The following is a 22,434-nucleotide window of genomic DNA, read 5'->3' as shown; positions in this document are numbered from 1 at the left end:
TCTCGCCCGCCGTGGCGGCGGCCCACACGTACGCGTCGCTCTGGGTCGGGGGAACGTGTGCGTCCTCGATGCCGTGCACGACCATCTGCGGGACGCGCAGCGGCAGGTGCGCGATCGGTGCAGCCGCGCGGTAGGCGCCGGGAACCTCGGATGGATCTCCGCCGAGGAAGGCCTCGACCGAGCCCCAGCCGACGCCGTCGCGCGCGGCCGCCTCGAGGTCGAACAGCCCCGACAGCGAGACGACCAGCGACGGTGGTCGGCGGTTCGTGCGCAGCTCCTCCGCCGCGCGAAGCGCGAGCTGTGCGCCCGCCGAGTGCCCCACCAGCACCACGCGGTCGACGTCGACCCGGCCATCGGCGAGCGTCTGGAGCTCGGTGACGGCGCGGACCACGTCGTGGCCCGTCCGCGGCCATCCGCCACCGGTCGGACCGACGCGGCGGTACTCGATGTTCCACGTGGCGTACCCCCGACGTGACAGGTCCAGCGCGAGCCCGTCCATGAGGTCGCGGCCCCACTCGTGGCGCCAGAATCCCCCGTGCACGAGCATGACCACGGGTGCATGCGGCGTGGCCGCCAGGCGGAGGTCGCCGGTCTGCGCGTCGTGATCGCCGTAGCGGACCGTGGTCGGCGGATGGGTGCACAGCGCATGCAGGTGGCCCAGCGCCCACAGGAAGCCGCTGGTGCCCCGTCCGCTGATCGTGGAGGTGCTGGCGGCCTCGACCGCGGCGTCGTCGGACGACGCGTCACGGTTGACCGTCACGACCGGCACCTGCGCACGCGCGACGAGGGCCGCGGCCGCGGCGTCGTGGCGGACCGGGGTCACCTCGACGATGATCCCCGCGTGCCGCTCTCCGTCGAGCAGCGCCGGCAGTGCATCGGCACCGACCGGACCCACGACCTCGACGTCGGCACCGGTGCGGTTGGCCCATGCCGCACACCGGTCTGGCAGCGCGGCGGTGCGCTGGGACGTCCGCACGACGAGGTAGGGCAGCCGCGCGGCGGACCCGGACCGGTGCTCAGCCATGCCCATCCGGGACGACGGCCACCGCGACGAGCTCGACCATCGCGTGCTCGTCGAACAGCTGGGACACCTCGAACAGCGCCATGGCCGGGTAGTGACGGCCGAGGTGCCGCTGGTACGTCGCGCCGAGGGCCCGCGGGTCCGCGCGGTAGGCCTCGGCGTCGGTCACGACCACCTGCATCGACACGAGGTGCTCCGGACGCGCTCCCGCGGCGGCCAGCGCGATGGCGAGGTTGGCCGCCGCCTGGTCGAACTGGGCCAGCAGGCCGTGCGGCAGCGATCCGTCGCCGCGGTGACCCGTCTGGCCGCCGACGTGGACGGTCCGTCCGGAACCCGACACGACGGCGTGCGAGAAGCCGACAGGCGGCAGCAGCTGCGGGGGGTTGACGATCTCGTGGGGCGAGCGTGCCACCTCAGCGTCCCTTCCAGTCGGGTGCGCGCTTGTCGATGAACGCGTCGTAGAACTCGGCGTGGTCGGCCGAGGTCATCAGCAGGGCCTGCACGAGTGCTTCCGTCTCGACGGCTGCGTGCAGGCCCATGTCCTGCTCCCGGGTCAGCAGCGCCTTGGTGGCACCGTAGGCCAGCGTGGGTCCGTCGGCGAAGCGTCGGGCGAGCGCTGCCACGGCGTCCGTAAGGTCGTGGTCGTCGACCACCTGCGTCGCCAGTCCGTACGCGAGCGCGGTCGCGGCGTCGACACGATCGCCGAGCAGCAGCAGCTCGGTCGCGCGCGCCAGCCCGATCATGCGGGGCAGCAGGTAGGCGATCCCCATGTCGGCGCCGGACAGCCCAACGCGCGTGAACAGCAGCTGGACCGACGCCGACCGCGCCATGACACGCAGGTCGGCGCCGAGTGCGATGACCGCGCCCGCGCCCGCTGCGATGCCGTTGACGCCGGCGATGACCGGAATGGGGATGTCACGCAGGCCTCCCAGCACGGCGCCGGTCATCCGCGTGAACTCCAGCAGGCCACGCGTGTCCATCCCGCGCAGGGCGCCGATGATCTCGTGGACGTCACCACCGGAGCAGAACCCGCGGCCGGTGCCCGTGATCACGAGCACATGGACGTCGTCGCGTGCCGGCAGCTCGCCCAGCAGGTCGCGCAGGTCGGCATAGACGTCGAAGGTGAGCGCGTTCAGCTTGTCGGGACGGGTCAGCGTCACCGTGGCGACACCGGCGTCGATCGTCAGGTCGAAGTGCTCCCAGTGGGGTGTGAACCCGGCGCTGGCTCGGAACGTCACCTGTTGCCCTTCGCTGCTCGGTCAGTGCTGGACGCCGCCACCGTCCAGCACGATGGTCTGCCCGTTGATCGCTGCAGCCTCGTCGGACGCCAGGAAGGCCACGGCCGCGGCGACCTCCTCCGGCGTGACCAGCCGCCCCAGCGGCTGCTGGCGCTCGAGGAACGCGCGGGCGTCCGCCTCGTCACGGTCGGTCCGTGCAGCGATGGTCGCGACGCTGCGGTCGGTCATCTCGGAGTCGACGTACCCGGGGCAGACGGCGTTGACCGTGACGCCGGAGCCAGCGACCTCGGCCGCTGCGCTGCGGACGAACCCGAGCGCGGCGTGCTTCGACGCCGCGTATGCCGAGATGTAGCGGGCCCCGTGGAGCGCGGCGACCGACGCCACCACGACGACGCGTCCACGGTCGCGCTCCTGCATGGCCGGCAGCGCGGCCCGCACGGCCAGGAACACCCCGGTCGCGTTGACGCGCAGCTGGCGGTTCCAGTCGTCGAGCGTCGTGCGGTGCACGGGCGCCGACGTCGACACACCGGCGTTGGGCACCAGCACGTCGATCGGGCCGACCCGTGCGAACAGGTCCGTGACCGCAGCCTCGTCGGTGACGTCGCAGCGCGCAGTCTCGACATGCCAGCCGTGGCGACCGGCCGTCGCCGCGACGTCGTCGAGCGCGGCTGCGTCGCGGCCCACGGCGACGACGGACTGTCCAATGGCGGCGAGCCGCTCGACGATCGCGCGACCGACGCCCCTGCTGCCACCAGTGACCAGCGCGCGCCGCCGCGCCACCGCAGGAGCGGTCACGGCCCGGCCCCGTGCCGGTCCCGATACAGCTCGCGGGCGATGATCGTGCGCTGGATCTCGGAGGTCCCCTCGTAGATCCGCAACGAGCGGACCTCGCGGTACAGCTCCTCGAGGAGGTGTCCGCGTTCCAGCCCCTTGGCGCCGTGGACCTGGATGGCGGCGTCGATGACGAACTGGGCCATCTCGGTCGCATACAGCTTGGCCATCGCCGCCGGCCGGGTCACGCGGCTGGTCTCGTCGTCGTGTGCGGCCGCGGCGTCGAAGACCAGCAGCCGTGCGGCCTGCAGCCGCGTGGCCATGTCGGCGAGCTGGTGCGAGATCGCCTGGAACCCACGCAGGGGCTGCCCGAACGCCTCGCGCCGATCGGCGTGGTCGAGCGCCGCATCGAGGGCAGCCCGAGCCATCCCGACGGCCGCGGCGCCGACGCTGGGCCGGAACAGGTCCAGCGTGCGCATCGCCACCTTGAACCCGGCGTCGACCTCGCCGAGGACGTCGGTGGATGGGACGCGCACACCGTCGAGCTCGAGGCTGCCGATCGCGTGCGGGGCGATCAGGTCGATCGAGGTGCCGCGCAGCCCGTCGGCGTCGCCGGGTACGACGAAGGCGGTGACACCCCGCGCACCCATTCCCGGGGTCGTACGGGCGAACAGCGTGTAGACATCGGCGCCGGGGGCGTGCGAGATCCATGTCTTGGTGCCCGTCAGGCGGAAGCCGTCCCCGTCGCGCTCGGCCCGCAGGTCGAGCGCCGCGGCGTCGGAGCCCGCCCCTGGCTCGGTCAGCGCGAACGCCGCGACCGCCCGGCCGGCGGCCACCTGCGGGATCCAGCGCGCGCGCACCTCGTCGCGGCCGGACTGCAGGATCGGGTACGAGCCCAGCCCCTGCACGGCCAGCGTGGTCTCAGCCGTCACGGATGCGCTCGCGATCGCCTCGCGCAGGACGCACAGCTCGGTCGCCGAGACCCCGCCCCTCGCAGTACCGCCGAGCTCGGTCGGGAACAGCCGCGGCAGGATCCCGTGATCGCCGAGCGCGCGGACAAGCTCCCGGTTCAGGCGACCGTGTGGCCCGCGTGCCACGATCGGCGCGAGCGTGACACGTGCGAGCTCATGTGTCTCGCGCAGCAGCTTGCGGTGCTCGATGCTGATGGACTGCACATCGACCTCACGATGGCGTGCACGGCCGTGCGATCGTAACGGATGAGTAGCATGACCAGGTCGGTCAGGTGATGCCGGATGGCCTCCGCAGGAGGCAGGGCGAGGCGAAGGTGAAGGTCACCAGCATCGGTGGCGGGCCCGGCGGGCTGTACGCAGCGATCCTGCTCAAGCTGGCCGATCCGGCCACCGACGTCACCGTGCTTGAGCGCAATGCACCGGACGACACGTTCGGCTTCGGCGTCGTGTTCTCGGCCGCCACCCTCTCCGAGCTCGCCGATGCCGACCCTGTCAGCCACGACCGCTTCCTGCGCGCCTGCGCGCGGTGGGATCCGGTCGAGATCCGCTACCGGGGTGCACGGATCCGGGCCCGAGGGAACCGGTTCGCGGCCGTCTCCCGCCACCGCCTGCTGGAGATCCTGCAGCAACGTGCCGTCGAGCTCGGCGCTGACGTGCGGTTCCGTGCGCAGGTCGACGACGTGGAGGGGCAGCGGGCCGACGCCGACCTGCTGCTGGGCGCCGACGGCCTCAACAGCCTGGTCCGCCGGACGTGGCGCGACGCGTTCCAACCAAGCCTGACCGTCGAGGGCAGCAAGTACATCTGGCTGGGCACGACGAAGCTGTTCGACGCGTTCACGTTCATCTTCAGACAGACCACGCACGGGCTGTTCCAGGTCCACATCTACCCGTTCAGCGAGACCACCAGCACTTTCATCGTCGAGGCGTCGGAGCAGGTCTGGCGAGCGGCCGGGCTCGACGTTGTCGACGCCGCGTCGCTGCGGCCCGGGGACAGCGACGACCGGTCGATCGCGTTCCTGGCCGACCTGTTCGCCGACGACCTCGAGGGTCACGAGCTGATCCCCAACAACTCGAAGTGGCTCGACTGGACCACGGTGCGCAACGCCTCGTGGCGGCACGGCAACGTCGTGCTGATCGGCGACGCCGCGCACACCGCGCACTTCTCGATCGGATCGGGCACCAAGCTGGCCCTCGAGGACGCCATCGCACTCGCCGATGCGCTTGGCCGCTACGACGACCTCGACGTCGCGCTCGCCGAGTACGAGGCGACGCGCCGTCCTGCGGTCGCCCGCGTGCAGCAGGCCGCCGCCGAGAGCCTCGACTGGTTCGCCCGCTATCACCGCTACTGGGGGTTCGCGCCACCGCAGTTCGCGTACTCCCTGCTGACGCGCAGCGAGCGGATCGACCACCAGAGCATGCAGCGCCGCGATCCGGGTCTGGTGCAGGCGATCGACCGGTGGTTCGCCGAGGAGGCGGAGCGTGGCCACGACGTGCCGCTGGTGATCCCGCCGCCGCCGTCGCTGACGGGCATCGACCTCGGCGGGCAGCGCCTGGCAAACCGCATGGTGCTGACGGTCGCACCGGATGACCGCGCCGACGACGGCAGGGCGTCCGACGATGCGGTCCGCCGCTACGCGCGCGCCACCGTCGGCGGCGCCGCCGTCGTCGTGGTCGAGCACGTGGCGGTGTCGGCGCACGGGCGCATCACACCCGGTGACGGCGGCCTGTGGACCGACGCGCAGGCTGAGCGCTGGGCGGCCGTGCTCGACGACGTGCGGGGCGCGACGCCGACCCTGCTGGGCATCCAGCTGAACCACGCCGGGCCCCGCGGCGCCACGAGGACACGCGACGAGGGCGTGGACCTGCCTCTGCGCACGGGTGGCTGGCCACTCGTCGCGGCATCGGCCGTGCCCTACACCGCGGGTGGGATCGTCCCCCACGCCCTCGACGAGCGGCGACGGGTCGACGTCCGCGACGACTTCGCCGGCGCCGCCCGGCGGGCCCACGCCGCGGGGTTCGACCTGCTCGAGCTGCACTTCGGCCACGGCTACCTGGTGTCCAGCTTCCTATCACCATTGACCAACCACCGGGAGGACGAGCTGGGTGGTGACGTGCACGGGCGGCTGCGGTTCCCGCTCGAGATCCTCGACGCCGTGCGCGAGGTGTGGCCGCGCGGAAGGCCGCTGTCGGTCTGCATGTCGGCCAGCGACCTGCAGCCAGGCGGGCTGTCCGAGGACGACGCGGTCGTCATCGCGCGCGCGCTGTCCGAGCACGGCGCCGACGTCCTGCATGTCGTCGCCGGCCAGACCACCCCACACGCGCGTCCTGACTACGCGGGTGTCTACTATGCCGCCTGGAGCGATCTCATCCGCAACTGCGCCGGCGTGCCCACGATCGCGTCGGGCGACCTGTCGACGCTGGCGCAGGCCGACCACGTGCTCGCGTCCGGCAGGGCCGACCTCGTGATCGTCGGCCGCCCGCTGCCCGACGAGCCGCCATGGCTGGCCGAGCAGCGCGTCAGGTCGTAACGGCGGCACCTGAGGAGAACCAACATGGACGTCGGGGTCGGACTGCCCAACGCGGTGCCCGGGGTGGAGGCGGCGACCATCGTCGAGTGGGCCAGGCGCGCTGACGGCGGACCGTTCGCCAGCCTCGGCACGGTCGACCGGATCGTGTACGACAACGTCGAGCCGATGGTGTCGCTGGCCACCGCGGCCGCTGTCACCAGCCGCGTCGAGCTCGTGACGTGCATCCTCATCGCACCCCTGCGGGAGTGCTCCACGCTCGCCAAGCAGGCGATCAGCCTCGACGTCCTGTCCGGTGGGCGCCTGACGCTGGGGGTGGCGATCGGCGCCCGCGGCGACGACTACGCGTGTAACGAGTTCGACCGGCCGCGCGGTGCACGGCTGACCGATCAACTCACCGCGCTCCGGGCGATCTGGGACGAGGGCCACTTGACCCCGACCAGCGCGTCGCGGCGCGCGCCACGCGTCCTCGTGGGCGGTGGCAGCGGACCGGCGTTCGCCCGTATGGCGCGGCTGTCGGACGGCTACTTCCACGGCGGCGGTCCACCACGGGCGTTCGAGCGGGCAGCGGCCCAGGCGCGCTCGGCGTGGGCCGACGCCGGCCGGCCGGGCGAGCCCGAGCTGTGGGGCCAGGGCTACTTCGCGCTCGGCGACGGCGCGAGCGCCGGCCGCAACTACCTACTCGACTACTACGCCTTCACCGGGCCGTTCTCGCGACGCATCGCGGACGGGCTGCTGACCAACCCGCTGGAGGTCCGCGAGTTCGTCCAAGCCTACGCCGACGCCGGCTGCGACCACCTTATCCTGCTGCCCGCCGTCGCCGACCTCACCCAGCTCGACCGCCTCGCCGACGCCGTCCCCCACTGACCGGACCGACGGCCCGGTAGGGCTGGGGTCGACCGGTGGAGCGTGCCGCCGACGGTGTCGCCATGTCAGCGATCGCCCCACGTCGCCAGGACTACGATGCGGTCGGGGACGGGAGAGGGCCATGACATCGAGCGACCTGCTGAACATCGCCGACTACTACCTCGGCGACCGCCTGCGTGAGGGCCGGGGCGATCGGACCGCGCTGCGCCTCGACGAAGGGACCTGCTCCTACGCCGACGTCGACCGGCTGGCAGCCCGGTTCGGCAACGCGCTCCGGCAGCTCGGGGTGCGCCAGGAGGAGCGGGTGATCGTCGCGCTGCCCGACGGTGCGGCCTTCGTCGGTGCGCTGTTCGGCATCCTCAAGCTCGGTGCCGTCGTGGTGATGGTCAACCCCGGGCTGGGGGTCGACGCGCTGCGGGCAATCCTGGACTACGGACGCGTGCCGGTCGCGGTCGTTGCGCCATCGGTGGTCCCGACCTTCGAGGCGGCCGCAGCCGGCAGCCGCGAACCCGCGCCCCGCCTGCTGGTCGACGGCGGCGGGACGTCGCACGTGGCGTTGGACGACATGGACGTCGAGGACGAGCTCGTGACGGTCGCCACGCACCGGGACGACGCGGCCATCTGGCTGTTCTCGGGTGGCACGACCGGCCGGCCCAAGGCGGTCGTGCAGAGCCACGGGTCCTACGCCAACGCCGCGGAGCGCTATGCCAAGCAGACCATGCGCTACCGCGACGACGACGTTGCGATCGGCGTGCCGAAGCTCTACTTCGGCTACGCGTTGGGCGCGGTGCTGTTCTTCCCGTTCGCGGTCGGCGGCTCGGCGGTGCTGTTCGGTGACCACCCGACCCCCGACGGCCTGCTCGACCGCATCGAACGCCACCGGGCGACCGTGCTCGTCAACGTGCCGTCGATGATCGCCAGGATGGTCGACGAGCAGGCCGCTGCCCCGCGCGACCTGTCCAACCTGCGGTTCGCGACCTCCGCGGGCGAGGCGCTGCCCGTGACGCTGTACGAGCGCTGGATGTCGATGGTCGACGTGCCGCTCTACGACGGGCTCGGCACCGCCGAGATGTGGCACGTCTTCATCAGCAACCAGCCGGGGAAGGTCCGTCCCGGGACGCTGGGCACCGCCGTCTCCGGCTACGACCTCGAGGTCCGCGACGACGACGGGGTCCGCGTGCCGTCCGGCGACGTCGGTCGGCTGTGGGTGCGGGGCGGGTCGCGCGCCACTGCCTACTGGCGGAACATGCCGGAGACACAGCGGGTATTCCGCGGGGAGTGGGTCGTGACCGGGGACCTCATCTCCGTCGACGACGATGGCTATGTCACCTACGTCGGACGCGGCGACGACGCGCTGAAGGTCAAGGGCAAGTGGTTGCTGCCGGCCGAGGTCGAGAGCTGCCTGCTCGAACACGACCAGGTGACCGAGTGCGTCGTCGTCGGCGCGGCCGACGACGATGGTCTGGTCAAGCCGGTCGCGTTCGTCGTGGCGGCGCGCGCTGCACCCGGTCTGGCCGAGGACCTGCAGCGGTTCGTCCTCGAACGCCTCGATCCGTACAAGCATCCCCGTCAGGTGGTCGTGCTCGACGACTTGCCCCGCACCCACCTCGGCAAGATCGACCGGGCCGCGCTCAAACGGCTGGTCGCCAGCCACTGAGCCCGATGTGCGCAGTTCGTAGTTCGTGCTGGGCGCGAGAAGTCGCCCACACCTTGAGGTCTGGGCTACCACCCCGAAGTTCGCTGCCCCACCTTTGGTCGCCGAGTTCAGGTCGTCTCCGACGTCAATGGCCCTCGTCGGGTCGGTCCTGACGTCGCGACAGCAGCGCCGATGGGCGCAGCAGCAGCTCGAAGGGACCGCGCGCAGCGACAGCGCGGTGGGCGGTCGCCAGCACGAGCGCGACGAGCGTGAAGCGACTGACCGACAGCCACGCGGCGCCGTAGGTGCTGCGGTCCAGCCACTGCGGCCACCGGTGCAACACGAGCAGGTGGGTGACGTAGGCGGTCAGCGCGAGCTGTCCGAACGCGACGAGTGGCCAGGTGATGCGCGGCAGTCGGCGCGCCAGCAACACGCACCCCGCGATCACGGTGACCGCGATCCCTGCCGACGACAGCATCCACAACGGCATCTCGTTGTGCGGCTCGATGACGTAGAGCTGGCTCGCGTCGGTCGACGAGGTGGCCGGACCCAGCAGCGCGACGAGCCCGTCGGACGTCAGGAAGGCGACGGCGGCTACGACCGCGCCGGCCAGCCCGACCGATCGCACGACCGTCGTCGAGACCAGGTCGCGTCGGCCGATCCACATGCCCAGCACGAGCGGCGCGGTCCACACGACGACCGGGTAGTAGCCGGTCAGGGCGATGTCGCGCACGATGCGTGACGCGTCGTCCCAGGCAGGGACGCCGCCCAGGAACCAGTCCGGCACGGTGCGCTCGAGCCAGATCAGCACCACGGGCCCCAACGTCACGCTGGAGGCGGCCACAATCAGCAGCGCGCGGTCGCTTAGCTCCAGCGCCGCCATGGCGACCAGGAAGTAGACGGCGTAGTACTGCAGGATCACCGCGACGTCGATGTCGAGCGTCTGCAGCGCCAGCCCGGCGGGCAGCAGCACCAGTGTCCGCCAGCCCAGGCGCATCCGGGTGGCGGTGATGCGGTCCGGCGAGTGGTCGCCGGCCAGCAGTGACACTCCGATACCGGCGAGCACGATGAACACGATCGCGGCGCGCCCGTGGGTCGAGCGGTAGACGGCTCCCGACAGGCCGCCGCCGGGCAGGTCGCGAGGTCCGATGTGCACCATCACCATGCCGATGATCGCAAACGCCCGCGCCATGTCGATGCCAAGGATCCGTGCGCGGACGGGGGTGACCGGCGGTGCCGGCGCATGAACCTGCTCCACGTCACCAGTGTGGCTGTTCGAATTACGAGATGCGCGCTGACCGCACAAGGGTCGCTAGGCTGGCGTATGTACCGGCCGACCGGGGCTCGATGGCACCTCGACGTGGCGTCCTCCGCCTGGTGACGGCCATCGTCGGGCTCGCCCTGGCGTTGGCGGCGGTGTTCCCCGCAGACGGGATCACGCCGGTCGCTGGTCCCTCTCGCTCCGACGCTCCAGCACCGGTTGCTGGTTCCTCTCGCCACGACGCGCCAGCGCGGGTCAGCCCGGACCGCGCGGTGCGATCGCCTGTCGTCGATGTCGTATCGGGGCGCACCGTCCCAGCGCCGACCGCGACCGGTGCGATCCGCGGGCCTCTCGCCGCCGTCGTATCGGGGCGCACCGTCCAGCCGCCGACCGCATCTGGTGCGATCCGCGGACCTGCCGCCGACGGTCGTCGTGACGCGCCCGTGGACCGCGAGGCTGCTGCCGCGCGCGAGGTCATGCGGTTCAGCGTCCGCGTGCCGGTCCGGTCGCGGTCGACGACGTTCACCATCGCCGTGACCGGTGACGTGCTGCCGCACCTTCCCGTGATCGCCGCGGCGCGCCGCGTACACGGGTCCTACGACTTTCGAACGCTGCTGCGTGGCATCCGCCGGCCGATCCGCACCGCCCATCTGGCCCTGTGCCACCTGGAGGTGCCGCTGACCCGCGATCTGACGGCGCTGTCGGGCTATCCGGCCTTCAACGCCCCGCACCACCTCGCCGCTGCCCTGGCCGATGTCGGCTATGACGGCTGCTCGGTCGCTTCGAACCACGCGTTGGATCGTGGCACGCCGGGCGTCGGGGAGACCTTGCGAGCGCTCGACCGGGCCGGGCTGGGCCACGCCGGGACCGCGCGCACACGGCGCGAGGCACAGCGCGTGCGCATCTACCGCGTGCGCGGCCGGCGGGTCGCGCACCTGTCGTACACGTACGGCCTGAACGGTGCGATGGTGCCGTCGGACCGCCCGTGGACCGTCGATCTCATCGACCGGCGTCGGATCCTGCACGATGCCCGCCGGGCCCGCCGGCACGGTGCGGAGCTGGTGGTCATCAGCCTGCACTGGGGCGCCGAGTACGTCACGGCGCCGACGGCGGCGCAGCGCCGCCTGGCCCGTCGCCTCCTCGCGTCGCCGGCCGTCGACGGTCTCGTCGGCCACCACGCCCACGTCGTGCAGCCGGTCGGGCGACGCCATGGCAAGGTCGTCGTGTACGGGCTCGGCAACCTGTTGTCGAACCAGACGGCCGCCTGCTGTCGCCCGGCGACGCAGGACGGCGTGATCGTGCGCCTGATCGTCGGCGAGCGCCGCGACGGATCGCTGGGCATCCGCCGCGTCGAGTACGTGCCCACGATGGTGCGCCACCCGCAGCGCCGCGTCGTCGCGGTCCGCCGTGCGTTGCGTCGTGGCGCCTCGGGCGCGTACGCCGCGCAGCTGCGTACGTCCCTGCGTCGGACCAGGCGCGCGATCGGCCGGATCGCGGTCCTGTCCGAGTGAGGTCTGATGTCTCTCGGACCGCCGGTGCTGCGGCGTCCGCGCAGCGCGCCGTAGAGGACCGGTGCAGGAGTTTGCACCCTAACGAGGCCGGTCCGGCGGAGTGAGAAAGGGTTTCTACGGTATCGACCCTCGCGTGCACAGGTTGCTCCAACGTCGCACGGCTACCAAGGTCGCGATCGCGACCTCGACTTCGACGGGCTGATCCACTCATGGCTGCAGCAGGCACCAGCGTGCAACGACCACAGCGACGCAGGCGTCGCGAGGAACCGACGTGGGACCTCGTCTACAAGCGCAACTCGATCGAGCGTCTCAAGCAGGAGAAGTTCCCGCTCGACATCGTCGACGAGCTGCCGCAGCTGATCGCCATGGGATACGAGGCGGTCCCCGAGGAGGACATCGTCCGCCTGAACTGGTGGGGTCTGACCCATGACAAGCCCAAGCTCGGCACGTTCATGGTGCGGATCAAGGTGTCGGGCGGCCTGATCCAGCCGACGCAGCTGCGCGGTGTCGGGCACATCGCCCAGCGTTACGGGCGCAACTACGGCGAACTGACCACGCGCCAGGGCATCCAGCTCCACTGGGCCCGCCTCGATCAGCTGCCCGAGGTCATCGCCGAGATCCAGGCGACCGGGCTGACCACGGTCGGGGGAGAGGGCGACACCGTTCGCAACATCACGGGCTGCCCGGTGGCCGGCATCGCCCAGGACGAGCCGTTCGACGTCGCGCCGGTGATCGCCGAGGTGGCTGACTACTTCTACGGCAACCGCGCGTACTCGAACCTGCCCCGCAAGCACAAGTACACGATCGCGGCCTGCCCAGGCCAGTGCAACGCGCCCGAGATCAGCGACGTCGCACTGATCGGCGTCGTCAAGGACGGTCGCGAGGGCTTCGCGCTCACCGTTGGTGGCGGGCTGTCGAACATCCCGCGCCTCGCCCGCGACCTCGGCGTGTTCGTCCCACGTGAGGAGACGATCGAGGTGCTGCGCGCGGTCACCGACGCCTGGCAGTCCGACCCCAAGTACCGGATCAGCCGCGCGAAGGCGCGCATCAAGTTCATGATGGACGACCACGGTCCCGAGGGCGTGCGCGCAAAGGTCGAGGAGCGTCTGGGGCGCCGGCTGGAGGACCTCGCAGCGCCCGTACCGGTCGACGGGGTCGACCACCTCGGTGTCCACACGCAGCGACAGCCCGGTTACTCCTACGTCGGGTTCTCGGTGCCGATGGGATGGCTGACCGGCGACCAGATGATCGGCATCGCCGACCTCGTCGAGCCCTTCGGCGGTGACGTCCGGCTCACACGCCAGCAGGATCTGATCGTCGGCAACGTGCCGGACGCACAGCTCGACAACCTCGTGGCCGGCATGGAGACGCTCGGTCTGCCGATCACCCGCAACCGCGTCTACGGCAACTCGATCGCGTGCACGAGCCACAAGTTCTGCAACTACTCGGTCGCCGAGACCAAGGGCAAGCTGGCCGACATCCTCGAAGTGCTCGAGCAGCGGTTCGGTACGCAGGTCGAGGACCTCAAGCTGTACGTCGACGGCTGCCCGCACGCATGCGCGCACCACTGGATCGGTGACATCGGCCTGCAGGGTACGACCACCAAGGATTCCCTGACCGGCCAGCGGATCGAGGCCTATGACGTGACGCTGCGTGGGGGGCTCGGCCGCGACGCGGCCATCGGCAGCCCGCTGCTGCGACGGGTGCCGACCACCGACATCATCGACGTGATCGTCCGCCTGCTCGACGGATGGCTCGAGCAGAAAGCGGCGCTGAACGGCTCAGGTGATGCGTTCACGTTCCGCGCGTTCTGCGACGCCACGTCGGACGATCAGCTGCGGGCGATCGCGTCCGGCCAGGTGGTCCGACGGGCTCCTGACGGGTCCGACGGTGACCACATGGTCGTGCGCGTGCCAGGCACGCTGCTCGAGCTTTCTGACGGCGCCGACGAGATCGCGCTCCCAGTCTCGGGTCCGCCGTCAGACGGCCATTCAGCCGAGCGTGGAAGGAGGCCCCAGGCAGTTACTACCGTTGGGCAGGCACTCGACCAGCTCACGCGTTTGCACCCGCAGCTGACCGCGTATCTTGTCAGCGGTCCAGGGCGCATCAACCCCGCGGTCAACCTGTACATCGGTGAGGACGACATCCGCGGGCTCGGCGGGTTCGATGCGACCCTTGAGCCCGGTGACGAGTTGTCGATCCTGCCGGCCCTGGCCGGCGGCTAGGCCCAAGCCCAAGGGGAACCTCAGTGCTGAAGGAACGCGTGGTCTTCGACGACCTCGAGATCGGCCGGCTGGCCGTCGACCTCGACGACCAGGAGCCCGAGGACGTCATCGAGTGGGCGCTCAACACGTTCGGTGAGAACGTCGCCATCGTCACGGCGCTGCAGGCCGACGGCATGGCGATCCTCGACATGGCCTACCAGATGTTCCCACAGGTCCGTCTCATGACCGTCGACACGGGCCGGCTGCCACGCGAGACCGTCGAGTTCATCGACCAGGTCAAGCGGCACTATCCCGAGGCACGGCTCGAGGTCCGCCACCCCGACGCGGACGAGGTCGCGACGATGGTGCGGCGCAACGGGGTCGACCTGTTCCGCGAGAGCATCGAGAACCGCCTGATGTGCTGCCAGATCCGCAAGGTGCGGCCACTCACCGAGGCGCTCGAAGGCCTCGACGCGTGGTTCACCGGGCTGCGCCGCGACCAGTGGGCGTCGCGCGCGGCGATCACCAAGGTGCAGCTCGACCACGACCACGACGGCATCGTCAAGGTGAACCCGCTCGCGGACTGGACTGCCGGGGACGTCGAGGACTACCTCGACGAGTTCGCGGTGCCCCGCCATCCGCTGTACGCGAAGGGCTACACCAGCATCGGATGCGATCCATGCACGCGACCCGTCCGCGACGGCGAGGACGATCGTGCCGGGCGTTGGTGGTGGGAGTCCGACGCGCCCAAGGAATGCGGGATGCACTGCCCGATCGAGACCGGCGGATTCGAGCACGAGGTGCATGCGATCCTCGGTGAGGCCCATGGCGACGGCCACTGACGCTCCGAACCAGCCGCTCGAGCTCGACGACGACGAGCAGGAGATCGTCGAGGCCGAGCTGGCTGCGCTGCTCCCCGCGCTGAGCGGAGCACGGCGCGAAGGCTACGAGGCCCTGGCTGCCGCGGTGGCCGACGGCAGCGTGCCACCCGAGCTGGTGGTGCACCTGCAGTCACTCCTCGAGTTGGCGTTGCAGACCGCACGGGCCCGCAAGCTGTACCGCGCCGAGGGTGAGAAGATCCTGACCGACGTGTTCCGCCGCACGCCGGCGGGACGCGCGCTGGCGCGTCAGCTCGGCGACATCAACGCCGCACTGAAGGCCGTCGCCAGCCACGAGCTGCGGAGCGCACGGGTCGGCATGCGAACGCTCGGGCACTTCACCGTGACGCTTCGGACCGACCAGGCGACGCTGACCCTCGCGGTGCGCCCGGACGGCATGAACGTCGAGAGCGTCGAGGTCACGGACGGTCCCACCCGCACCTGAGCGCTTCGGCTGGCCCGATGCGTGATGGATCGCTGCCGCGATCTGGGCGACGGGTCTCGTCCTCACGACCGTTGTCGCGTACCGTCGGCTGGGACGGGATGTGATGCCGGAAGGGTAGACGACATGGCCGTGGCGGGCGAGGGGCGCGATGATCGAACGGCGGCGGCATCCGGGGCCCGCGTGCGGAGCGGTCGTGAGATCAACACCGACGTCGTCGCTGCGATCGTGCTGTCGATCGTCACGATCCTCACGGCCTGGTCTGCGTTCGAGGCCTCCAAGTGGGGTGGGGTCATGTCGATCCGCTTCAGCGAGGCGGGCGCCGCGCGCACCCAGTCGGCGCAGGCAGCGGCGCGGGCGAACACCAAGCAGGCGGTCGACGTCGGCCTGTTCGTCGACTACGCCGCCGCGGTCTCGGCCGGCGACGACCGGCTCGCCGGGTTCCTCGAGGAGCGGTTCCGCGATGAGTTCCGTCCCGCGTTCCTGGCGTGGCGTGCGCTCGATCCGCTCAACAACCCCGATGCGCCGGCGACCCCGTTCGAGATGGACGAGTACCGGATCGCCGAGACGGCGGAGTCACTGGAGCTGCAGGAGACGGCCGACCTGCGCGCACGGCAGGCGCGCGACGCGAACCAGCGGGGCGACAACTACACGCTGCTGACCGTGCTGTTCGCCTCCGTGCTGTTCTTCGCGGGCATCAGCACGAAGTTCGAAGGACGGAGGATCCAGCAGGCGCTCGTCGGGCTGGCGGTGGTGATGACGATCGTGGGCGTCGGCTTCCTGCTGACCTTCCCGGTCGAGATCTGACCGAGACACCGCGGTGCCGGCGCCCAGGCGCACAACTGAACCGGGCGATCCGCTTGGCGAGCGCATCGACCGGTGGCGCCCCGCGATGATCAATGCGGGCAGCGCCGCGGTGCTCGCGGTGCTGGGTTGGCTCGTCGAGGGACGGCTGTCGGTCCCGGTGTTGCTCGGCATCGTGTTCGCGCTCGGGTGGGCCTGGTGGGTGTCGCCGCTGCGAAGTGCCCAACCGCACGTGCCCCATGCACGGGCGATGGCCGACGCGTCGGCCGAGGATCTGATCGTCTACTGGCCGCCCGGATGCTCGCACTGCATGCGCCTGTTCCGGGCGCTCGACGCGGACGTCAGTGCGCAGGTGACGTGGGTCAACGTGATGGCTGACCCTGAGGGGGCGCACTACATCCGGCAGTTCCACGACGGCGACATGGTCACGCCCACCGCCGTGACCGGCGCCGGACGCCAGGTGTCGCCGACGCCCGAATCAGTCACCGCGCGGGTGGAGCGGCGAGGCTCGTCCTGACGTAGCGGCTGTCAGTCGACGCCGAGCAGCGCCTCACCGATCCACGACACGACCGTGATGATGATCGCACCGAACAGCGTGGCACCGAAGCCGGTGGACGTCAGGCCCAGGTCCAGGGCCTCCGAGATCCAGATCGTCAGGCCGAGCATGAAGGCGTTGATGATCAGTAGGAACAGACCGAGTGTCAGCAGGACGAGTGGAAGGCTCAGGATCGTCACGATCGGTCGGGCGAACGCGTTGACGACGCCGAGGATGACCGCGATCGCGATCAACCCCACCCAGGTGCCGTCGAACTCCAGCCCGTCGATCAGTTCCACCGCGACCCACACCGCCGCGGCGGTCACCAGGACCTTGATCACGAACGACATGGGGGCACGATACCCGATCGCCCTGACCGGGGACGAGCGCCTGGCGACCGCCGTCGGCTCTCCTCGCAGCTGTGTCCTGCCCGGAGACCGCTGCAGGTCGCAGACGCGGACGCCGCCGGCGCGCACCGCACGTGCCGAGGCCCGGGCAGGGTATGCTGGGTTCATGGCAGCACACCTGCTCCTTATCTGGCCGCGCTGACGACCGACCCTCAGCGCGGCGACCCTCCATGCACGGAGGGTCTTTTCATGTCTCCACCCTCGAACCGTGAGGACCGCACCGTGACCGCCTACGACCCGCACGAGATCGAACCCCGGTGGGAGAAGGCCTGGGAGGACGCCCAGCTGTTCGCCGCCGACGAGCAGTCGGACAAGGAGCCCTTCTACGCCCTGCACATGTTCCCCTATCCATCGGGTGATCTGCACATGGGCCACGTCGAGGCGTTCTCGCTGGCCGACGCCGTCGCGCGCCACCGGCGCCTGCAGGGCTACGAGGTCATGAACCCGATCGGCTGGGACTCGTTCGGGCTTCCCGCGGAGAACGCGGCAATCAAGCGGGGTGCCGACCCCAAGGCATGGACCTACGCCAACATCGAGACCCACGCCGCCACGATGAAGCGCATGGGGTTCGCGTGGGACTGGTCGCGCCGCCTGCACACGTCCGATCCCGGCTACTACAAGTGGACCCAGTGGCTGTTCCTGCAGCTGTACGAGGCGGGCTGGGCGTACCGCGAGCAGGCCGACGTCAACTGGTGTCCCAACGACCAGACCGTGCTGGCCAACGAGCAGGTCATCAACGGCCACTGCGAGCGCTGCGACGCCGTGGTCACCAAGAAGTCGCTGACGCAGTGGTTCCTGAGGATCACGGCCTTCGCCGACCGCCTGCTCTCGGACATGGAGCAGCTGCGCGACACCTGGCCAGAGCGGGTGCTGACGCTGCAGCGCAACTGGATCGGCCGCAGCGAGGGCGCCGAGGTCACGTTCAATGTCGGCGACGACGAGGTCGTCGTCTACACGACCCGCCCCGACACGCTGTTCGGCGCGACGTTCTTCGTCGTGGCGCCCGAGCACCCGTTGGCACGCGCATGGGCCGAGCGGGGCGGTGTCGCGGAGGAGTTCGACGCCTTCTTGCAGCGCGTCCGGTCCCGCAGCGATGTCGAGCGGCAGTCCACCGACGCGCGCAAGGACGGCCTGTTCCTGGGCGTGCACGCGGTCAACCCCGTCAACGGCGAGCAGCTGCCGGTGTACGCCGCCGACTACGTCCTCATGGGGTACGGCACCGGTGCGATCATGGCCGTGCCCGCCCACGACCAGCGTGACCTGGACTTCGCGCGGCAGCATGACCTGCCGGTGCGCGTGGTCGTGCACCCAGAGGACGGGGACCTGCCCGACGCCGACACCATCGTCGAGGCCGCGTCGGGGGACGGCGTCATCGTCAACTCCGGCGACTACGACCGTCTGCCGTGGCGTGAGGCCAAGCAGCGCATCACCGACGACCTGGCCGCGCGGGGGCTGGGGCGCCACGCGGTCAACTACCGGCTGCGCGACTGGCTGATCTCGCGCCAGCGCTACTGGGGGGCGCCGATCCCCATCGTCCACTGCCCGTCGTGTGGCGAGCTGCCGGTACCCGACGCCGACCTGCCGGTGCTGCTGCCAGAGGCCGACGAGGTCGACTTCTCGCGCAGCGGCGTGGCGCCGCTGGCCACGGCGGAGGCGTTCGTGATCGTCGACTGCCCGTCGTGCGGTGGGCCGGCCCGGCGTGACACCGACACGATGGACACGTTCGTCGACTCGTCCTGGTACTACCTGCGCTACTGCTCGCCGGACCGCGACGACGTGGCGTTCGCCGCCGACGCGGTGGCCAAGTGGATGCCCGTCGACCAGTACACCGGCGGCATCGAGCATGCGATCCTGCACCTGCTGTACTCGCGGTTCTTCACCAAGGCGCTGCATGACCTGGGCCACGTCAACTTCGTGGAGCCGTTCACCCGCCTGAAGTCGCAGGGCATGGTCGTCATGGACGGCGCAGCGATGTCGAAGTCCAGGGGCAACCTGGTCGAGCCCCGCGGGATCATCGACGAGTACGGCGCCGACACGCTGCGCGCGACGATGCTGTTCGCGGGACCGATCGAGGACGACGTCGACTGGGCGGACGTCTCGACCGCGGGCATGTTCAAGTGGCTGTCGCGGCTGGTGCGTCTGACCGACGAGCACATCGAGAGCGGTGGCGCTGCGGCTGCGGACCCCTCGGGTGACAGGGACCTGCGGCGCGCGACACATGGCACGATCCGCGACGTCACCTCGGACTTCGACGCGTTCAAGTACAACACGGCGCTGGCCAAGCTCATGGCGTTGACCAACGAGGTGTCGGCCGCCGTGCGCGAGCGTGGCGCACGCGGCGGCGATGCCCAGCACGCGCTGGAGGTCATCGCGATCATGCTGTCGCCCCTCGCCCCCCACGTCAGCGAGGAGGTGTGGCACCGCCTGGGCCACGACGACTTCGTCGCGGAGCAGCGCTGGCCGGAGTTCGACGCCACCCTGCTGGTCACCGACACGCTCGAGGTCCCGGTGCAGGTCGACGGGCGGGTGCGCGACACGATCACGGTGCCTGCCGGTGCGGCGCAGGACGACGTGGTCGAGCTGGCGCGTGCGTCGGACAACGTGCGGCGGCACCTGTCCGGGCGCGCGATCGCCAAGGTGATCTGGGTGCCCGACCGACTGCTGAACCTGGTCACCCGCCCGCCGGCCTGACCACGCGGCGTGGAGCCGTCTCGTCGAACGTGCGGATCTGCTCCCGGAGCGGTGCGGCGTCGCCTGGGGAGTCAATCCGTCGTATGTGGTGGATCCGCTCCCCGGCGCGGTGGTGGGATCACGCGCTGGTCCGCCGGACGCCGACGGCGGACCGTGGATGTCCACAGGCAGCCCGAGGCCTGACAGGCGGCCGACGGCGGGCGTGCCTAGTTTGCCGGCATGCTCCCGTCCCCATCCGTGCCGCTCGTCGAGCGGATTCGCGACGCAGCCGCCCGGCTCCAGCTGACACCCGCCCACGTCGCGGCGTTGCTGGTGCTGGCATCGTGCGCGTGTGCGGGACTGGTTGCGCTGTCGTGGACCGCACGACCTGTGCCCATCGCTGCGCCCGCGCCTGTCCTGCCGTCGACGCCTGCCGACGGTGCGACGGACGAGCCGGGACGGCTCGCGGTTGGGCCGTCGGCCGGTCCCGTCGTGGTACACGTCAGCGGGGCCGTGGCCTCTGAAGGTGTCATCGAGCTCGCGGCCGGGTCACGCGTGATCGATGCCGTGCAGGCGGCGGGTGGACCGCGTCGTCGCGCACGCACCGAACAGCTCAACCTGGCGCGCGTGCTCCGTGACGGCGAGCAGATCCATGTGCCAACGACGGGATCGATGCAGGTCCCGGCGCCTGATCCGGGCGGCGGTGACGTCGCGCCGGGTGGTGCCGTCGGTGGCATCGCCGCACCCGGTGCCGCGGCGGTGGTCGACCTGAACACCGCGTCCGCCGCCGAGCTCGAGACCCTTCCAGACATCGGTCCGGTGCTGGCCGGTCGGATCGTGGCGCACCGCGACAGCATCGGAGGGTTCACGTCGGTCGAGCAGCTGCTCGATGTCGACGGCATCGGTGACAAGACCTTCGCTGCGCTGCACGACCTCGTGACCGTGTGACCACCACGGTCACCGCAGTGGTGGCCGCGGCGCTGTGGCTGGGGTGCCTGTCGGTTGTCCCGCCATGGACGGCCGCGGTGGCGCTCATCGTGCTGCTCGGTGCCGTGCCGGTGGCTGCGCACGGGCGGGCCGCAGCCGCGCTGGCGCTGGCCCTGGTCGGTGTGGTGCTGCTCGGTGGCGGCCTGGCGGGTGGACGACGGGTCGTTCGCGACACTTCGCCGCTGGTCACCTTCGCTGAGCGACGGGCGGTCGTCGACGTCGTCGGGCGTGTGGTCACGGAACCGCGCACGACGCCGATCGGCGCCTGGGCCATCCTGCGCCTGACGCGGGTGGACGACACCGGCCTCGCCGGCAGGGTAGTCCTGCACCTCGATCTTGGCGAGCGCGTCGACGTCGGACAGCGGCTCGACGCCCGCGTGCGGATCGTCCCGCTTCCCGACGGTGGGTTCGGCGCACATCTACGCACGCTCGGCGCCTCTGCGGGCGTCCGACCCGTGGGGGCGCTGCGTCTCAGCTCCGCTCCCGTCGTGCTGCGGTGGACGACGATCGTGCGCGACCGTGCGCGGGTTGTGTTCGCACGGGCACTTGACCGTGACCGGGCAGCCCTGCTCGGCGGCCTCGTGCTCGGCACGCGTGACGACATCGATGACGACCTGCTGCGCGCGGCGGGCCTGTCCCACCTCGTGGTCGTGTCCGGCAGGCACGTGGCGGTCCTGCTCGCGGGCGTGCTGGCGATCACGGCGCTGTGCGGAGTGGGGCACCGCGGTCGTCACAGCAGCGCGCTGGTGACGCTGTGGTGGTTCGTCGTGCTGACACGATGGCAGCCCTCCGTGCTGCGTGCCGCCGTGATGGCGACGTTGATGTTGGTCGCGGCGCTGAGCGGTCGTGGCCGCGACGCGCTGCACGGACTGGCTGTGACCGTGCTGCTGCTCCTCCTATGTGATCCCCTGCTCGCGCGTCAGGCCGGCTTCGCGCTGTCGGTCCTCGCGACCGGTGGGGTGCTGCTTGCCGTGCAGCATGCCGGCGCCGCCGGGGCGCCGCGGACACCGGTCGTGCTGCGCGCCACCGTTGCCGCGCAGCTCGCGACGGCCCCGGTGCTGCTGGCGATGGTCGGCACGGTCCCGCTTGCCGCACTGCCCGCGAATCTCGTCGCCGCTCCGGCGGCCACGACCGCGCAGGTCGTGGGCCTGTGTGCCGCGGCGCTCGCCGCGACGGATGCCCCAGGTGCGGTGGTGCTCGCCAGTGGCGCAGGTCCGCCGCTGGCAGTGCTCGAGTGGGCGGCTGGCGCGTTCAGCGGTCTGCCGGCACTCGGGCCCGGCGAGCTGGCTGCAGTCGTGGCGCTCATCGCCGCCGTCGCCGTGGTCCATCGGCGGATCGGGCGACGTAGGCCTGCCCGGTGGACGGCGCTGCTGGCCGCTGCGACGGCCGTTGCCGTGCTCGTCGGACCACTGGTGGTGCCGACACGGTCACCGGCACACCTGCGCCTGGTCGCCGTCGACGTCGGACAGGGCGACGCGCTGCTGATCGAGGCGCCGGACGGCGACAACGGTGCACGGATGCTCGTCGACGGCGGCCCGGAGCCGGGCGGCATCGACGCCGCTCTGCGCAGCCGGCGGATCCGGGAGATCGAGGCGGTCGTGCTGACGCACGGCGACCACGACCACGCAGGCGGACTGGCGCGTGTGCTCCGGCGCCTGCGGGTCGGCATGTTCGTGGTCCCACTGGGCGATCCCGCCCTGCAGGAT

19 protein-coding genes are annotated in these 22,434 nt (G+C 71.1%); 12 read left to right on the top strand and 7 right to left on the bottom strand.

What is annotated here, in order from left to right; all coding sequences use genetic code 11:
• The 5 genes from VK923_08895 to VK923_08875 form a co-directional block, all read right to left on the bottom strand.
• Positions 1–1,024 (bottom strand): alpha/beta hydrolase (locus tag VK923_08895; protein ID HSJ44782.1); only part of this gene is annotated, 1,024 nt, incomplete at its 3' end.
• A complete protein-coding gene (locus VK923_08890) occupies positions 1,017–1,433 on the bottom strand; it encodes a Rid family hydrolase (GenBank protein ID HSJ44781.1) in 417 nt (138 codons plus the stop codon). The genes VK923_08890 and VK923_08895, both read right to left, overlap by 8 nt.
• Before the next feature lies 1 nt (position 1,434).
• Positions 1,435–2,259, bottom strand: coding sequence for an enoyl-CoA hydratase family protein (locus VK923_08885; protein ID HSJ44780.1), 825 nt, complete (start codon positions 2,257–2,259; stop codon positions 1,435–1,437).
• 21 nt (positions 2,260–2,280) lie between these two features.
• Positions 2,281–3,054, bottom strand: coding sequence for an SDR family NAD(P)-dependent oxidoreductase (locus VK923_08880; protein HSJ44779.1), 774 nt, complete (start codon positions 3,052–3,054; stop codon positions 2,281–2,283).
• Positions 3,051–4,205 carry an acyl-CoA dehydrogenase family protein gene (locus VK923_08875; protein ID HSJ44778.1) on the bottom strand — a complete coding sequence of 385 codons (1,155 nt, stop codon included), beginning with the start codon at positions 4,203–4,205 and terminating at the stop codon, positions 3,051–3,053. The genes VK923_08880 and VK923_08875 overlap by 4 nt, the downstream gene beginning before the upstream one ends.
• Positions 4,206–4,315: 110 nt before the next feature.
• Between VK923_08875 and VK923_08870 the strand changes: the two genes are divergently transcribed.
• The 3 genes from VK923_08870 (at position 4,316) to VK923_08860 (ending at position 9,050) form a co-directional block, all read left to right on the top strand.
• Positions 4,316–6,529 carry an FAD-dependent monooxygenase gene (locus VK923_08870; GenBank protein HSJ44777.1) on the top strand — a complete coding sequence of 738 codons (2,214 nt, stop codon included), beginning with the start codon at positions 4,316–4,318 and terminating at the stop codon, positions 6,527–6,529.
• A 24-nt stretch (positions 6,530–6,553) separates the two neighbouring features.
• Positions 6,554–7,393, top strand: coding sequence for an LLM class flavin-dependent oxidoreductase (locus tag VK923_08865; protein ID HSJ44776.1), 840 nt, complete (start codon positions 6,554–6,556; stop codon positions 7,391–7,393).
• Positions 7,394–7,514: 121 nt separating this feature from the next.
• Positions 7,515–9,050: a benzoate-CoA ligase family protein gene (locus VK923_08860; protein ID HSJ44775.1), complete on the top strand. Its 1,536-nt coding sequence runs from the start codon at positions 7,515–7,517 to the stop codon at positions 9,048–9,050.
• A 124-nt stretch (positions 9,051–9,174) separates the two neighbouring features.
• Here the strand turns inward: VK923_08860 and VK923_08855 are convergent, their stop codons facing one another.
• Positions 9,175–10,287: an acyltransferase family protein gene (locus tag VK923_08855; protein ID HSJ44774.1), complete on the bottom strand. Its 1,113-nt coding sequence runs from the start codon at positions 10,285–10,287 to the stop codon at positions 9,175–9,177.
• A 446-nt stretch (positions 10,288–10,733) separates the two neighbouring features.
• Here VK923_08855 and VK923_08850 point away from each other — a divergent pair, with 446 nt between their 5' ends.
• The 6 genes from VK923_08850 (at position 10,734) to VK923_08825 (ending at position 16,646) form a co-directional block, all read left to right on the top strand.
• Positions 10,734–11,801 carry a CapA family protein gene (locus VK923_08850; protein HSJ44773.1) on the top strand — a complete coding sequence of 356 codons (1,068 nt, stop codon included), beginning with the start codon at positions 10,734–10,736 and terminating at the stop codon, positions 11,799–11,801.
• Positions 11,802–12,010: 209 nt separating this feature from the next.
• Complete coding sequence (locus VK923_08845) at positions 12,011–14,026, top strand: MoaD/ThiS family protein (GenBank protein ID HSJ44772.1); 2,016 nt, start codon at positions 12,011–12,013, stop codon at positions 14,024–14,026.
• A gap of 23 nt (positions 14,027–14,049) precedes the next feature.
• Positions 14,050–14,847, top strand: a complete 798-nt coding sequence (locus VK923_08840; protein HSJ44771.1) for a phosphoadenylyl-sulfate reductase — start codon at positions 14,050–14,052, stop codon at positions 14,845–14,847.
• Positions 14,831–15,328, top strand: a complete 498-nt coding sequence (locus VK923_08835; protein HSJ44770.1) for a hypothetical protein — start codon at positions 14,831–14,833, stop codon at positions 15,326–15,328. Before VK923_08840 ends, VK923_08835 begins: the two co-directional genes overlap by 17 nt.
• Positions 15,329–15,451: 123 nt before the next feature.
• Positions 15,452–16,132, top strand: a complete 681-nt coding sequence (locus VK923_08830; protein HSJ44769.1) for a hypothetical protein — start codon at positions 15,452–15,454, stop codon at positions 16,130–16,132.
• Between the two features lie 85 nt (positions 16,133–16,217).
• Positions 16,218–16,646, top strand: coding sequence for a hypothetical protein (locus VK923_08825; protein ID HSJ44768.1), 429 nt, complete (start codon positions 16,218–16,220; stop codon positions 16,644–16,646).
• An 11-nt stretch (positions 16,647–16,657) separates the two neighbouring features.
• Here the strand turns inward: VK923_08825 and VK923_08820 are convergent, their stop codons facing one another.
• Positions 16,658–17,014 carry a phage holin family protein gene (locus tag VK923_08820; GenBank protein ID HSJ44767.1) on the bottom strand — a complete coding sequence of 119 codons (357 nt, stop codon included), beginning with the start codon at positions 17,012–17,014 and terminating at the stop codon, positions 16,658–16,660.
• 279 nt (positions 17,015–17,293) lie between these two features.
• Between VK923_08820 and leuS the strand changes: the two genes are divergently transcribed.
• From leuS to VK923_08805, 3 genes are all read left to right on the top strand, one after another.
• On the top strand, positions 17,294–19,762 hold the full coding sequence (gene leuS, locus VK923_08815) for a leucine--tRNA ligase (GenBank protein ID HSJ44766.1): 2,469 nt from the start codon (positions 17,294–17,296) through the stop codon (positions 19,760–19,762).
• Positions 19,763–19,981: 219 nt separating this feature from the next.
• Positions 19,982–20,689, top strand: coding sequence for a helix-hairpin-helix domain-containing protein (locus tag VK923_08810; protein HSJ44765.1), 708 nt, complete (start codon positions 19,982–19,984; stop codon positions 20,687–20,689).
• A partial coding sequence (locus tag VK923_08805) for a ComEC/Rec2 family competence protein (protein ID HSJ44764.1) occupies positions 20,686–22,434 on the top strand: 1,749 nt, incomplete at its 3' end. The genes VK923_08810 and VK923_08805, both read left to right, overlap by 4 nt.

The organism is Euzebyales bacterium (assembly GCA_035461305.1).
In the GTDB taxonomy this organism is placed as follows: Bacteria; Actinomycetota; Nitriliruptoria; order Euzebyales; family JAHELV01; genus JAHELV01.
The sequence above is the reverse complement of the archived record's forward strand: the minus strand, read 5'-3'. Positions and strand labels throughout refer to the sequence as shown.

Coding starts and splice junctions, on each gene's coding strand:
- VK923_08865 (HSJ44776.1), top strand. CDS start 6,554: ATGGACGTCGGGGTCGGACTGCCCAACGCGGTGCCCGGGGTGGAGGCG.
- VK923_08860 (HSJ44775.1), top strand. CDS start 7,515: ATGACATCGAGCGACCTGCTGAACATCGCCGACTACTACCTCGGCGAC.
- VK923_08845 (HSJ44772.1), top strand. CDS start 12,011: ATGGCTGCAGCAGGCACCAGCGTGCAACGACCACAGCGACGCAGGCGT.
- VK923_08835 (HSJ44770.1), top strand. CDS start 14,831: ATGGCGACGGCCACTGACGCTCCGAACCAGCCGCTCGAGCTCGACGAC.
- VK923_08830 (HSJ44769.1), top strand. CDS start 15,452: ATGGCCGTGGCGGGCGAGGGGCGCGATGATCGAACGGCGGCGGCATCC.
- VK923_08825 (HSJ44768.1), top strand. CDS start 16,218: ATGATCAATGCGGGCAGCGCCGCGGTGCTCGCGGTGCTGGGTTGGCTC.
- VK923_08820 (HSJ44767.1), bottom strand. CDS start 17,014: ATGTCGTTCGTGATCAAGGTCCTGGTGACCGCCGCGGCGGTGTGGGTC.
- VK923_08810 (HSJ44765.1), top strand. CDS start 19,982: ATGCTCCCGTCCCCATCCGTGCCGCTCGTCGAGCGGATTCGCGACGCA.